At 43.6% G+C, this 14,420-nt stretch carries 14 protein-coding genes; all 14 read left to right on the top strand.

Going from position 1 to position 14,420, the window contains the following annotated elements:
• Position 1: 1 nt before the first annotated feature.
• Complete coding sequence (locus NSS60_RS06255; protein ID WP_004889849.1) at positions 2 to 772, top strand: CheR family methyltransferase; 771 nt, start codon at positions 2 to 4, stop codon at positions 770 to 772.
• A 108-nt stretch (positions 773 to 880) separates the two neighbouring features.
• Entirely contained in the window at positions 881 to 2,050 is a 1,170-nt protein-coding gene (gene aroC / locus NSS60_RS06260) for a chorismate synthase (RefSeq protein ID WP_004889851.1), read from the top strand.
• On the top strand, positions 2,050 to 3,186 hold the full coding sequence (aroB, locus tag NSS60_RS06265; protein WP_004889853.1) for a 3-dehydroquinate synthase: 1,137 nt from the start codon (positions 2,050 to 2,052) through the stop codon (positions 3,184 to 3,186). The genes aroC and aroB overlap by 1 nt, the downstream gene beginning before the upstream one ends.
• On the top strand, positions 3,149 to 3,529 hold the full coding sequence (gene aroH / locus NSS60_RS06270; protein ID WP_004889854.1) for a chorismate mutase: 381 nt from the start codon (positions 3,149 to 3,151) through the stop codon (positions 3,527 to 3,529). The genes aroB and aroH overlap by 38 nt, the downstream gene beginning before the upstream one ends.
• Positions 3,530 to 3,697: 168 nt before the next feature.
• Complete coding sequence (gene trpE / locus NSS60_RS06275; RefSeq protein ID WP_004889855.1) at positions 3,698 to 5,203, top strand: anthranilate synthase component I; 1,506 nt, start codon at positions 3,698 to 3,700, stop codon at positions 5,201 to 5,203.
• Positions 5,196 to 6,206, top strand: coding sequence for an anthranilate phosphoribosyltransferase (gene trpD / locus NSS60_RS06280; RefSeq protein WP_004889858.1), 1,011 nt, complete (start codon positions 5,196 to 5,198; stop codon positions 6,204 to 6,206). Before trpE ends, trpD begins: the two co-directional genes overlap by 8 nt.
• Positions 6,199 to 6,960 (top strand): indole-3-glycerol phosphate synthase TrpC, encoded by a 762-nt coding sequence (trpC, locus tag NSS60_RS06285; protein ID WP_004889861.1) that lies wholly within the window; start codon positions 6,199 to 6,201, stop codon positions 6,958 to 6,960. Before trpD ends, trpC begins: the two co-directional genes overlap by 8 nt.
• Positions 6,957 to 7,592 carry a phosphoribosylanthranilate isomerase gene (locus tag NSS60_RS06290; protein ID WP_004889863.1) on the top strand — a complete coding sequence of 212 codons (636 nt, stop codon included), beginning with the start codon at positions 6,957 to 6,959 and terminating at the stop codon, positions 7,590 to 7,592. The genes trpC and NSS60_RS06290 overlap by 4 nt, the downstream gene beginning before the upstream one ends.
• Positions 7,586 to 8,782, top strand: a complete 1,197-nt coding sequence (gene trpB / locus NSS60_RS06295) for a tryptophan synthase subunit beta (protein WP_004889865.1) — start codon at positions 7,586 to 7,588, stop codon at positions 8,780 to 8,782. The genes NSS60_RS06290 and trpB overlap by 7 nt, the downstream gene beginning before the upstream one ends.
• Positions 8,779 to 9,618: a tryptophan synthase subunit alpha gene (gene trpA, locus NSS60_RS06300; protein WP_004889870.1), complete on the top strand. Its 840-nt coding sequence runs from the start codon at positions 8,779 to 8,781 to the stop codon at positions 9,616 to 9,618. Before trpB ends, trpA begins: the two co-directional genes overlap by 4 nt.
• A complete protein-coding gene (hisC, locus tag NSS60_RS06305; RefSeq protein WP_064221158.1) occupies positions 9,560 to 10,675 on the top strand; it encodes a histidinol-phosphate transaminase in 1,116 nt (371 codons plus the stop codon). Before trpA ends, hisC begins: the two co-directional genes overlap by 59 nt.
• The gene (locus tag NSS60_RS06310; RefSeq protein WP_004889876.1) at positions 10,657 to 11,760 is read left to right on the top strand and encodes a prephenate dehydrogenase; all 1,104 of its coding nucleotides are present in this window, start codon (positions 10,657 to 10,659) and stop codon (positions 11,758 to 11,760) included. The genes hisC and NSS60_RS06310 overlap by 19 nt, the downstream gene beginning before the upstream one ends.
• A 14-nt stretch (positions 11,761 to 11,774) precedes the next feature.
• Complete coding sequence (gene aroA / locus NSS60_RS06315; protein ID WP_004889877.1) at positions 11,775 to 13,061, top strand: 3-phosphoshikimate 1-carboxyvinyltransferase; 1,287 nt, start codon at positions 11,775 to 11,777, stop codon at positions 13,059 to 13,061.
• 89 nt (positions 13,062 to 13,150) lie between these two features.
• Positions 13,151 to 14,404 carry a tetratricopeptide repeat protein gene (locus NSS60_RS06320; RefSeq protein WP_004889881.1) on the top strand — a complete coding sequence of 418 codons (1,254 nt, stop codon included), beginning with the start codon at positions 13,151 to 13,153 and terminating at the stop codon, positions 14,402 to 14,404.
• Positions 14,405 to 14,420 lie beyond the last annotated feature (16 nt).

Below are 14,420 nucleotides of genomic sequence, written 5' to 3' on the forward strand. Positions count from 1 at the left end.
TATGAGTGATTATCAACAATTTATTGCAAACGTGAAACGAAAGACAGGCATCGATTTAGCGCTATACAAAGAAGCGCAAATGAAACGGCGATTAACTTCTCTCTATGAAAAGAAAGGATTTAAAAATTTTGATGAATTTTTTCGGGCGATGAATCATGACCAAGCGTTGTATCATGAGTTTTTAGACCGCATGACGATTAACGTATCTGAATTTTTCCGCAATGCAAAACGATGGGAAGTGTTGGAGAAAAAAATTATTCCGAAACTTCTTGAAAAAAACAAACGGTTAAAAGTATGGAGCGCTGCTTGCTCAACTGGAGAAGAACCGTATACATTGGCCATCATTTTATCTAAGTTTATGCCATTATCGCAAGTATCTGTATTAGCTACTGACATTGATGATAACGCTATGGCTCGTGCGAAGCTTGGTATTTATATGGAGCGTTCCCTTCAAGAAGTGCCAGAGGACGTGAAGAAAAAATTTTTTGTCAAAGAAGGATCCCACTATAAAATTATCGATGACATTAAACGAACAGTAACGTTTAAAAAACATAATTTGCTTTCCGATCCATTCGATACGAATTTTGACTTAATCGTTTGCCGAAACGTACTTATTTACTTTACGGAAGAAGCAAAACATGAATTGTACTTAAAGTTTAATCGCGCTCTTCGCTCTGGGGGAATTTTTTTCGTCGGTAGCACGGAACAAATTTTTAATCCAACGGTATACGGTTTTGAAGTAGAAGATACGTTTTTTTATCGAAAAATGTAGTTGCGGCCGAATTCGGTCGTTTTCTGTGCAATTAAGGGGTTACGTCTGCGGGAAAAATGTGCTATATTCATACATAATCGCTTTAAAGAGATGAAGGGAGAGAGAGAATTGCGGTACTTAACAGCTGGTGAATCACATGGTCCACAATTAACAACCATTATTGAAGGCGTCCCTGCAGGATTGACGCTTTTAGCGGAGCATATTAACGAAGATTTGGCGCGCCGACAAAAAGGATATGGTCGCGGGCGACGCATGCAAATTGAAAAAGACGAAGTAAAAATTTTAAGCGGTGTCCGTCATGGAAAAACGCTCGGTTCTCCGATTACACTCGTTGTTGAAAATCGCGATTGGAAACATTGGACGAACATTATGGGTATCGAACCGCCTGCTGATGATACAGAAGAAGTGAAACGAAAAGTAACACGTCCGCGTCCGGGACATGCGGACTTAAATGGAGCAATAAAGTATGGTCATCGTGATATGCGCAATGTGTTAGAGCGCTCTTCTGCACGTGAGACAACGGTGCGGGTGGCAGCAGGAGCGGTAGCGAAGCGCATTTTAGCAGAATTAGGTATTCGTATCGCCAGTCATGTCGTTGAAATTGGTGGGGTAAAGGCGGAACATACCGCATATACATCGCTTGAGGAATTACAACAAGTGACAGAACAATCTCCTGTTCGCTGTTTTGATGCAGAAGCGGAAAAAAAGATGATGGCGGCCATTGATGAAGCGAAAGAAAAAGGCGATTCGATTGGTGGAATTGTCGAAGTCATTGTTGAAGGTGTTCCAGTTGGTGTCGGGAGCTATGTGCATTATGATCGGAAGCTAGATGCAAAAATTGCTGCGGCGATCGTGAGCATTAACGCATTTAAAGGCGTTGAGTTCGGTATCGGATTTGAAGCGGCACGTCGCTTTGGAAGCGAAGTGCACGACGAAATTATATGGAGCGAAGAAACGGGATATACGCGCAAAACGAACCGACTTGGCGGATTTGAAGGCGGGATGACGACGGGTATGCCGATCGTTGTACGCGGAGTGATGAAGCCGATTCCAACGTTATATAAGCCGCTTATGAGTGTCGATATAGAAACAAAAGAACCGTTTGCGGCAAGCATCGAACGCTCTGATAGTTGTGCAGTTCCAGCAGCAAGCGTCGTGGCCGAAGCCGTTGTAGCATGGGAAATTGCGAATGCTATTGTCGAACAATTTGGACAAGATCGCATCGATTTGATCATCGAAAATGTCGAAGCGATGCGCCGGTACGCAAAGGAGTTTTAATGATGAAACGCATTCACATCGCTACGCCGTCGAAACGATATGAAGTCGTTATTGGAAATGAACTATTACCTATGCTTGATCGCATGATTGACCGCGTCTGTCCAAATGTGACAGCAGTACTCATTATTACAGATGAAACGGTTGCTTCGCTTTATTTAGCTGATGTGCAGCATGTTCTTCGTCAAACATATGACCGTGTATACACGCATATTATTCCGAGTGGAGAAGAAGCGAAGTCATTTGAACAATTTTATGCATGCCATACGGCAGCGTTAACAAATCATCTCGATCGTCATTCGTTAATTGTTGCGCTCGGGGGAGGGGTCGTCGGAGATTTAGCCGGTTTTGTTGCAGCGACATATATGCGCGGCATTCGTTTCATTCAAGTACCGACAACGCTACTTGCGCACGATAGTGCTGTTGGAGGAAAAACGGCTATCAATCATCCGCTTGGAAAAAATATGATCGGAGCTTTTTACCAGCCTGAACTCGTTTTTTACGATATTTCCTTACTTCATACGCTTCCTGAACGAGAAATGAGGTCAGGTTTCGCAGAAATTATGAAACACTCCTTAATTTATGATCGCGCTTTTTTCGGCTGGTTACAAGCGAACGTGCAACAGCTAGATGATTTACGTGGCGATCGTTTGCAATATGCGATTCAAAGAGGGATTGAAATTAAAGCAGCTATTGTCGCCAAAGATGAAAAAGAGCAAGGGGTTCGCGCTTATTTAAACTTTGGTCATACGCTCGGTCATGCTTTAGAAAGTGAACTCGGCTATGGGGTAATGACGCATGGAGATGCGGTTGCCCTCGGCATGTTATTTGCTATTTTTGTGAGCGAGCGTTTTTACAATCAACCGCTTTTTTATTCGTCATTTCGGACGTTATTCCATCGTTACGGTTTTCCGACATCCCTTCCGTCACACGTATCGCCTGAACGTTTGCTCGACAAAATGAAAAAAGATAAAAAAGCGAAAGATCAAACGGTGCGTATGGTGCTAATGAAAGAGATCGGAACCGTATGTGTTGAACAAATAAGCGATGAACAACTATTGCGATGGTTATACGCGTTTGCCGAAGAAGGGAGAGGAAAGTGTGATTCGAGCGATTCGCGGGGCAACGACGGTAAATGATAACGATGAACGAGAAATTATAGACGAGACGAAGCGATTGCTGACAGAAATGATTCGTCAAAACGATGTACATGCAGAAGATGTTGTATCCATTCTTATTTCGATGACAGATGATTTAAACGCCACGTTTCCAGCTAAGGCATTGCGTCATTTCGATGGTTGGACGTATGTTCCTGTTATGTGTATGCGAGAAATTAACGTTCCTCATGCATTGCCGAAATGTATTCGCGTCATGATGACTGTACATACGAAGCGCTCACAGCAAGATATTCACCACATATATTTACGTGATGCCGTCCAGCTTCGGCCAGATCTACAGTTGACAAAAAAGTCAGACATATAATACGATGATTTATAAGCTAGTTGAGTAGAGTAAGAGTTGAGTAGAGAATGAGTGAGAGCGGAGCAGAGGATCATTAGGATACGTACGCCTAAAGACTGCCCGTCTTTAGGCTTTTTGTTTCCCTCTTCGTTTCCCCTCATGTTCATTCTCCAAGAAAGGAGAACGATCATGGATATAGCTACATTTTTACAAACAGCTTCCCAGTTTCGAACGATTCCGATTGTACGCCGTTTTTTTGCAGATACGCTTCAACCGATTCAACTATTGATGGCGTTACGTGATGAGGCAGCGTTTTTGCTTGAAAGCAAAGACGATATGTCCCCTTGGTCGCGCTATTCATTCATCGGCATTCGCCCGTTTGTATCGATTGAAAGCGATGACGGCAAACAATTTTTTGTGAAAGAACATCAACAAGTGCTCGCGTGTACAGCAACAATACAAGAAGCATTTGCAATGATGCAACATCATTTAAACGTTCAACTGTTATCATTAGACGTCCCATTTCGTGGAGGAGCTGTCGGTTATATTAGCTACGATTTTATTTCTTCCATTGAGAAAGTCCCATATCATGCGTATAACGATTTGCAAATGAAAATGGTCCATTTTGTCGTTTGTGAATCACTTTTCGCCTTCGATCATGTAAAAAAAGAGCTATTACTCATTCATTACGTTCGTTTAACAGAAATGGATGATGAAGCAAAACAAGCCGAAAAATACGAGGCTGCTTGTCGAAAAATAGATGAGTTGGCACGCAAAATCGTTCACGGTTATGATGAGCAAGCGCACATGATGGTTGATCCGAATATACCGGTTTCGTTTGAGCGTGTGTATTCAAATATGGACAAACAAATGTTTTATAAAGCGGTTCAAAACATTCAAACGTACATTGCAAGTGGAGACATTTTTCAAGCCGTTTTGTCGCAACGATTTGCGATCGAAACGCCCATTGATGGAATCGAGCTATATCGCTTGTTGCGTCTATTAAATCCATCGCCATATTTATTTTATTTAAAACTTAGTGAAGAACTTATTGTTGGCAGTTCCCCAGAAAAACTGATCCAAGTACGAAACAGAGAGCTTGAAATTGATCCAATTGCAGGGACGCGGCGTCGCGGTAAAAATGAGCACGAAGATGCGGCGCTTATGAACGAGTTACTTCATGACCCAAAAGAGCGAGCGGAACATTACATGCTTGTCGACTTAGCTCGCAACGACATCGGTCGCGTTGCCAAATATGGAACGGTGCGCACCCCACAATTGATGCAAATCGGGAAGTTTTCGCACGTTATGCATTTAATTTCAAAAGTAACGGGAACGCTTCGCGATGACGTTCACCCGCTTGACGCGCTCCTTGCGGCTTTTCCTGCCGGGACGGTGAGCGGAGCACCAAAAATTCGGGCGATGCAAATTATTCAAGAGTTAGAGCCGACCGCCCGCAACGTATATGCGGGAACGATTGCATATATCGGCTTCGATGGCAACATTGATTCGTGCATAGCAATTCGCACAGCAGTATTAAAAAATAAAGTGGCATATGTGCAGGCTGGTGCTGGAGTTGTTGCCGATTCATCGCCTGCACTGGAGTGGAAAGAAACGAGAAATAAGGCGAGCGCCTTAATTCATGCCATTCAGCTTGCAGAACGCGTATTTAAAGGAGGGGAACAACATGTTTGAACGATTTTTGCATAAATGTGCCGCCCAACAAACGTTAACGGAACAAGAAGCGTATGAGGCGATGCATGCGATGATGAGCGGGGAAGTGGACGAAAAACAAGTAGCTGCTTTTTTAGTTTTGTTGCGTTTTCGCGGTGAAACGGTCGATGAGCTTGTTGGTTTTATTCGGGCGATGCGTGAACGAATGCGAACGGTTTCGTTCGACGAACCGGTCATTGATACGTGTGGAACAGGTGGAGACGGAAAAGGGACGTTCAATATTTCGACAGCGGTGGCCTTGCTTGTCGCATCGCTCGATATCCCTGTTGCGAAGCATGGCAATCGTGCCGTCTCATCGACAAGCGGAAGTGCCAATGTGATCGAGCATTTCCTTATTCCGATGCCAAAGACAGAAGAAGAAGCAAAGCAAGCATTGCGTACACATCGGCTCGTTTTTTTATTCGCTCCCTTTTATCACGAGGCGATGAAACATGTTGCACCTGTTCGCCAAAGCTTAAAAATGCGCACAGTATTTAATTTGCTCGGTCCGCTTGTCAACCCAGCTCTCCCAAAAAGGCAAATTATTGGCGTACCTAATGAAAAAGATGCACGAAACATGGCGGAAGCACTACAACAAATCGGAACAGAACATACGGTGTTTGTCACAAGCAGTGATGGGTTAGATGAATGTAGCATCGCCGCAGAAACGCAATTGATTGAACTAAAAGACGGTCATATGACTCAACACATCATCACACCAGAAGACGTAGGATTACCGCGCGGCTGTTTATCTGACATATGCGTTCGTAGCGTGAGCGAGAGCGCCAACCTTATTGAACGTGTATTTGCTCAACGTGCAAATGAAAGTGCGACAAATATCGTTTTACTAAATGCCGGCGTTGCTTTATACGTTGCTGGTGCGGCAACCGATATAATCGATGGAGTAAATATGGCGAAACAGGCGATTGAAACAGGGCGTGCATATGCGTATTTGCAACGATTGCGAGGTGTGATGTATGCTTGAGGCAATTTTGCAAACAAAGAGAGAAGAAGTGGCATCGTTACAATTGCCTGAAATGTACGAACAACTTCCACGCCGTTCGTTTTACGATGCTTTAGCAAAACCGCATCGTGTTTTAGGACTGATTGCAGAGGTGAAAAAAGCATCACCATCGAAAGGAATCATTCGACAACATGTGAATGTTGTTGATATTGCCCGCTCATACGAACAGGCAGGTGCGGATGCCGTATCTGTTTTAACAGATGAACGATATTTCGCTGGCCATCGTTCGTATGTGACGCAAGTGAAACGACACGTGCAAATCCCAATTTTACGTAAAGACTTTATTATTGATCGCAAACAACTTATCGAAAGTGTGCGTATTGGGGCAGATGCGATTTTACTCATTGGTGAAGCGCTTGATCCGAGTTTTTTGCATGAACTATATGAAGAAGCGCACGAAATGGGATTGCAATGTTTAGTAGAAGTGCACGCTCCAAAAACAGTTGAAGCGATTTTAAAACGTTTCACACCGAAAGTGATTGGTATTAACAATCGTGATTTAACGACGTTTCACACATCGCTTCATGTCACAAAACAAATTGTTCCGCTTTTGCCGAATTGCATCATTGTTAGCGAAAGTGGCATTCACACATATGATGACGTACAAACTGTTCGCCAAGCAGGTGCTCACGCGATGCTCGTCGGTGAAGCGCTTATGCGCAAACGAGATGTTGGTGTGGCCGTTTATGAATTATTTGGGGAGCGGTATGTATGACCGTTTTAAAATATTGCGGTAATCGCTCATTTCATGACGTACAGCTTGTTGCACACAGCAAGGCGGATTATATCGGGTTCGTTTTTGCTGAAAGTAAACGGAAGGTCGAACCGAAAGATGTGAAACAATGGTTATCTTTCGTTGAACTTGGTGCAAAACAAATCGTTGGCGTCTTTGTCCACCCAACGATTTGCTCTGTCGCTTCTGTTCTGGAACACGTTCCTTTATCGGTTATTCAATGTCACGGCATGGAGACGGTTCAGACGGTGAAACAATTAAAAGAATCGTTTCACATCCCCGTTTGGAAAGCGATTCATCATGCCCCAGAGGCGTGGACATATATGCGCGCTTGGAAAGGAATCGCGGACGGCTTTGTTATTGATAGCGGTCGGAAAGGAGCGTGGGGCGGAACAGGCATCTCGTTTGATTGGAGCGTTGTTCCGTATTACATGGAAGAAGCGACTCGCCAAGGTGTTCCATGCTTCATTGCTGGAGGCATTACGCCGAACAATGTTGAGCAATTGTTAGTCTATAAACCGTTTGGTATAGACATTAGTAGCGGAATTGAAGAAAACGAGCAAAAAAATGAACAAAAAATAAAACAAATTGAACAGAAGGTGAAAATATGTTGACATTGCCAAATGAACGTGGTCGCTTTGGCATGTTTGGTGGAAAGTTTGTTCCAGAAACATTAATGCGTCCGTTAGCTGATATAGAGCGCCAATTGCATGAAGCATTGACCGATCCTTCGTTCCATGCGGAATATATGCATCATTTGTATGAATATTCAGGTCGTCCGACCGCCTTAACATTTGCAAAAAACTTGACAGAACGATTAGGCGGGGCGAAAATGTACTTTAAACGTGAAGACTTAAACCATACAGGTGCCCATAAAATAAACAACGCGATCGGGCAAGCGTTGTTAGCAAAACGAATGGGAAAACGAAAAATTATCGCTGAAACAGGTGCAGGACAGCACGGCGTAGCCGCAGCGACCGTCGCCGCTCGTTTTGGGATGGAATGCAAAGTATTTATGGGCGAAGAAGATGTGAAACGGCAATCATTAAACGTATTTCGTATGAGACTGCTTGGTGCACAAGTCATTCCAGTAACAAGCGGCAATCGTACATTAAAAGATGCGACAAATGAAGCGATTCGTTATTGGGTCGAGCATTGTGACGATCATTTTTACATGATTGGTTCCGTCGTTGGCCCGCACCCATATCCAATGATGGTGCGTGAATTTCAACGTATTATCGGCGAAGAAGCGCGCGAACAAATGTTAAAAGCAGAAGGAAAACTGCCGAACACAATCATTGCTTGTGTTGGCGGTGGAAGTAATGCGATCGGAATGTTCCATCCATTTTTAGAGGATGATGTTGAATGTATTGGCGTTGAGGCAGCCGGAAAAGGTGTGCATACGACGGAGCATGCCGCAACGATAACAAAAGGAACAAAAGGTGTCATTCATGGTTCCCTCACATACGTATTGCAAGACGAACATGGGCAAATTACTGAACCGTATTCCATTTCAGCGGGATTGGATTATCCAGGCGTTGGACCAGAGCATGCATATTTGGCACAAATTGGTCGCGTTCGTTATGAAAGTGTAACGGACGAGGAAGCGATTGCAGCACTTCAAATGACTGCAGAAACAGAGGGAATCATTCCAGCAATCGAATCTGCGCATGCGCTCGCCAAAGCGTTTCAAATCGCCCCCCTTCGTTCAAAACATGAAACGATTCTCGTTTGTTTATCGGGAAGAGGCGATAAAGATGTACAAACGGTGATGAACTATTTGGAAGGGGATGAACGGAAATGAAACATTTTATTCCATTTATCGTGGCGGGCGATCCATCTGAAGACGTGACGATCGATTTAGCTATTGCTCTTGAACAGGCAGGTGCAACGATATTAGAACTCGGTGTACCGTACTCCGATCCGCTTGCAGATGGGCCGATTATTCAACGGGCAGCGAGTCGAGCTCTAAAAAATGGAATGACCTTAACAAGAGCGCTTGAACTCATCGGGCGAATGAGAAAAAAAGGTGTAAAAATTCCGATTATTGTCTTTACGTATTACAATCCTGTGTTACAATTAGGAGAAGAACGCTTTTTTGCTTTAGCGCAACAAAATGGTGCGAGCGGCGTGCTTATTCCAGATTTACCGTTTGAAGAAAGCGAGCATATGAGAACATTAGGCGACACATATGACATTCCTTATATTTCACTTGTCGCTCCAACGTCTCATGAGCGCATCGCGATGATTGCATCGCAAGCCCAATCGTTTTTGTATTGCGTGTCATCGTTAGGTGTAACGGGCATTCGGGATTCATTGCCAGCGGAATTGCACGAATTTTTGCAACAAGTAAAATCATATAGCCGTGTTCCTATCGTCGTTGGATTTGGTATTTCTACGGCTGAACAAGTAGAGCGACTTCAACATATATGTGATGGTGTCGTTATCGGTAGCGCTATTGTGCAAAAAATTGAACAGCTTCAAGACGAATTAAACGACGTGCATGCACGCGAACATGCGCTCATCGCTTTTTCCCAATATGTCGCTTCGCTCATTGAACCATTGAAAAGGGTGAGGAAAAATGAAAGTGAAACAACAACTGAAACAACTAAAACCGTATCAACCGGGCAAGCCGATTGAAGAAGTGAAACGTGAATACGGGTTAGAAACGGTCATTAAGCTAGCGTCAAATGAAAATCCGTACGGTTGTTCACCGCTTGTTCAACAAGCGATTATTGCTGAGCTTGACCATTTAGCGTTATATCCCGACGGATATAGCCGAACGTTGCGCGAGGCGCTCGCAGCGCACATTGGTATTAGTGAAAAACAACTTATTTTCGGAAATGGTTCCGATGAAGTCGTTCAAATCATTTGTCGGGCATTTTTACAAAAAGGAACGAACACGGTAATGGCTACGCCGACGTTTCCACAATATCGTCATAATGCGATCATCGAAGGCGCGGAAGTGCGAGAAATTCCGCTTCAAGACGGACATCATGATTTAGAAGCGATGCTTGAAGCGATCGATGATAATACGCGCGTCGTTTGGATTTGCAGTCCAAACAACCCGACAGGGACGTATGTGAATGACGCATCTTTACGCGCTTTTTTAAACAAAGTGCCACAACATGTGCTCGTTGTTGTCGATGAGGCGTATTATGAGTACGTGCAAGCGGAAGATTATCCGAATACGGTTTCTTTGCTTCAACAATATGAAAATATGATGATTTTACGCACGTTTTCTAAAGCGTACGGGTTAGCCGCACTTCGTATCGGATATGGCATTGCACATGAACATCTTCTGCAAGCGATTGAACCAGCGCGTGAACCGTTCAATACGTCTCGTCTTGCTCAAGCCGCTGCGTTCGCTGCATTAAAAGACCAAACATTTATTCAACAATGTGCACAAAAAAATAAACAAGGTTTAGAGCAATTTTACTCATTTTGTGAGGAGCATAGTTTGCGCTATTACAAGTCGGAAGGGAATTTTATTTTAATTGATTTCGGCTTTAGTGGTGACGAAGTATTTACGTATTTGCTTCAGCGCGGGATCATCGTTCGTTCAGGATGCGCCCTCGGCTTTCCGACAGCTGTGCGCATTACAGTCGGATCGACGGAACAAAATGAAACGGTTATTCGTGCGTTAACAAACATGTTGAAAGAAAGAAGTGAGCATCTTTGCGAGGAAACATTTTAATTGCCGGTCTCGGCTTAATTGGTGGTTCGATTGCGCTTGCGATCAAGCGAGCGCATGAGGACGCGACAGTGATTGGATATGACGTATCGAACGAATCGCTACGTTTAGCTCGTTCGCTTGGCGTCATTGATGAAGCGGTCCCTTCGTTTGCTCACGCTGCGCGTGAAGCAGATGTCATCGTGCTTGCTGTACCTGTCGTTCAAACAGAGCAATTGCTTCGAGAATTAGCTCATCTTCCGTTACGATCGCACGTCATTATAACCGATGTTGGAAGTACAAAAGAACGCATTGTCGAGCAAGCGTTGCCGTTATTAGAAAAAGGAGTGGCGTTTATCGGCGGACATCCGATGGCTGGCTCGCATAAAAGCGGTGTGGCGGCTGCGCGTGCCCATTTATTTGAAAATGCTTTTTACATTTTAACACCAACAGAACATGTGAAAGAAGAAGATGTCATACGACTAAAACAATGGCTTAAAGGAACGAAAGCGCATTTTGTTACATTAACGCCGAGGGAGCACGACCGCATCGCCGGTGTTATTAGCCACTTTCCGCATATCATTGCTGCAAGCCTCGTTCATCAGGCACAACAATATGAGCGAGAAGATGAACTTGTAAGCCGATTAGCCGCGGGTGGCTTTCGTGATATTACGCGCATCGCTTCAAGCAATCCAGAAATGTGGCGCGATATTTTTATACATAATAAAGAGGAATTGTTGCAACTGTTTGATCGTTGGATCGAGGAAATGAAAAAAATTCGTACGTATGTTGCTGATGGGGATAGTGAGCGCATTTATCACTATTTTCATGAAGCAAAACAGTTTCGTGACGGGTTGCCTGTTCGAACGAAAGGAGCGATCCCTTCCTTTTACGATTTATACGTCGATGTGCCAGACTACCCGGGGGTTATTTCAGAAATTACAGGTTATTTAGCAAAAGAGCGCATTAGCATTACAAATATTCGCATTATCGAAACGCGTGAAGATATTTACGGTGTGCTTCGTTTAAGTTTTCAAACAGAAGATGACCGTCAACGAGCGAAACGTTGCATTGAAGCGAATACGAATTATGAAACGTACGTTGTGTAAAAGAGGGTGGAATAATGGAGTTAAAAACAAATATCCACGCATTACGAGGAGAAATTGCTGTTCCGGGAGATAAATCGATTTCTCATCGCGCAGTGATGTTTGGTGCATTAGCGAACGGAACGACGCGAATAACAAATTTTTTAACAGGTGAAGACTGTTTAAGTACAATTGATTGTTTTCGCAAAATGGGTGTGACTATTACGCAAAACGGCAATGAAGTGATTGTAGAAGGCAAAGGGATTGAAGGTTTAAAAGAACCGACACATATATTAAACGTCGGGAATTCGGGGACGACTACCCGTTTATTGTTAGGTATTTTAGCCGCTTGCCCGTTTCATGCTTGTTTAATCGGGGATGATTCGATCGCAAAACGGCCAATGGATCGCGTGACAAAACCGCTTAAACAAATGGGGGCGCACATTGACGGGAGAGAGGAAGGACGCTACACGCCGTTAGCGATTCGAGGCGGACAACTCCAGCCAATCACATATCATTCCCCTGTTGCAAGTGCGCAAGTCAAATCAGCCATTTTGCTTGCTGGTTTGCATGCGGAAGGGACAACAACGGTTATTGAACCACATCAATCGCGCGATCATACCGAGCGTATGTTGCGGGCATTCGGTGCAGACGTGCGCGTTGATGGATTAAGTGTTTCTGTTACAGGGAGACAAACGCTTCAGGCGATTGATATAGAAGTGCCGGGCGATATTTCTTCTGCTGCTTTCTTTTTAGTCGCTGGTGCGATCGTCCCGAACAGCGAAATTACGTTAAAACATGTCGGAATCAATCCGACGCGTACAGGTATTATTGATGTGTTGATTGAAATGGGGGCGGATATTTCTATCGAACATGTTCGCAACGAAGACAGCGAACCAGTAGCTGACATAACAGTGCGCACTTCGACGCTGAAAGCAACGCATATCGGTGGCGATATCATCCCACGATTAATTGATGAAATTCCGATTATTGCTCTTTTAGCGACGCAAGCCGAAGGGACAACAATCATTACAGACGCAAGCGAATTGAAAGTCAAAGAGACGGACCGCATCGCAACAGTTGTGTCCGAATTGCGGAAGCTTGGCGCCGATATCGAAGCGACAGAAGACGGAATGATTATTCATGGAAAAACACCGCTTTATGCAGAAAATACGGTTGTCGATAGCTACGGTGATCATCGCATCGGCATGATGTTAGCGATCGCAGCGTGCATCACAAAAGGAAGCGTCACCCTTCAGCATCCCGAAGCAATTGCAGTATCATATCCGACGTTTTTTGATCATCTTCGCATGTTACAAAGCTGATTCCATGACGGATCAGCTTCTTTTTTTGCATGCTTATTTGTTCGATGGTATGATAAAGCGTGACGATACGAATGATGAGGGTGAGATTGATGGGAAAATTAGATCAAATCGTGCAACTCGTTGAACAAGGAGATGTGGAGCGCGCATTAGCGCTTGCGGAACAAATAAAACAAAACGGAAGCGATGAAGAGCGATATACGTTAGCTGACCAACTATTTTCGTGGGGATTGTTAGAAGAAGCGGAATCGCTCATTCATATGTTGCTTACACGTTATCCAGACGAACGTGAACTACAACTCTTTTTAGCAGAAATATATACAGAGATGGATAAAGAAGAAGAAGCGCTTGAATTGTTGATGGATATAGAAGAAGATGACCCATATTATGTGCGCGCATGTTTGTTAATGGCCGACCTTTATCAAATGCAAGGATTAGAAGAAGTAAGTGAACAAAAACTATTAAAAGCGTATGAAAAAATGCCGAACGAACCGCTTGTTCAATTTGCGTTAGCGGAGTTATATTTTACGAACGGTCAATATGAAAAAAGTTTGCTATATTATGAACAAATCATCACGAAAACGAAAACGATTGCAGGTACTGTCATCGCCCAGCGCATAGCGGAAGCGTACAGCTTGCTTGGTGAATTTGAACAAGCGCTATCTTATTATGAACAAGCGCTAAGTGAACGCTTCGATGCCCATACGTTATTTCAATACGGATTTACTGCGTATCAAGCAGAAGCATATAAAACAGCTATTGCAAAATTAAGCGAGTTAAAGGCGCTCGATCGTGAGTATGTACCTCTTTATTTATTTTTAGCAAAATCGTATGAACAAGAAGGAGATATACAACAAAGTTACGAAATAGCAAAAGAAGGATTAACGATTGATGAATGGAATAAACAATTGCTCGTCTATGCAGGAAAGATTGCATTAAAGCTCGGAAAACGAGAGGAAGCGCTAACGTACATTGAAAAAGCACTTGACATTGATCCAGGTTATTTAGAAGCGTTGTTTATACAGACGAGTTTACTATTTCATGAGGAGCGGTACGAAGACGTTGTACATGTCATTCAACAAGCGATCGAACAAGGCGAATACGATCCACAATTTGAGTGGGAGCTTGCGAAGGCGAAGCAAAAGCTTGAAATGTATGATCAGGCATTAAATCATTATGAAGAGGCATATACTTTTTTTAAAGATGATCCAAACTTTTTATATGATTTTGGCTATTTTTTATTTGAGGAGGGAAGAAGAGAGAAAGCAAAAGATATATTTGAACAACTATTGCGTATCGATCCGACAAACGAAGAGGTTGCCCATATGATGTTGCAGTTTGAATGAAGCTGTCATTCGGATG

The organism is Anoxybacillus sp. FSL W8-0382 (assembly GCF_038003845.1).
Taxonomy (GTDB): domain Bacteria; phylum Bacillota; class Bacilli; order Bacillales; family Anoxybacillaceae; genus Anoxybacillus; species Anoxybacillus flavithermus_G.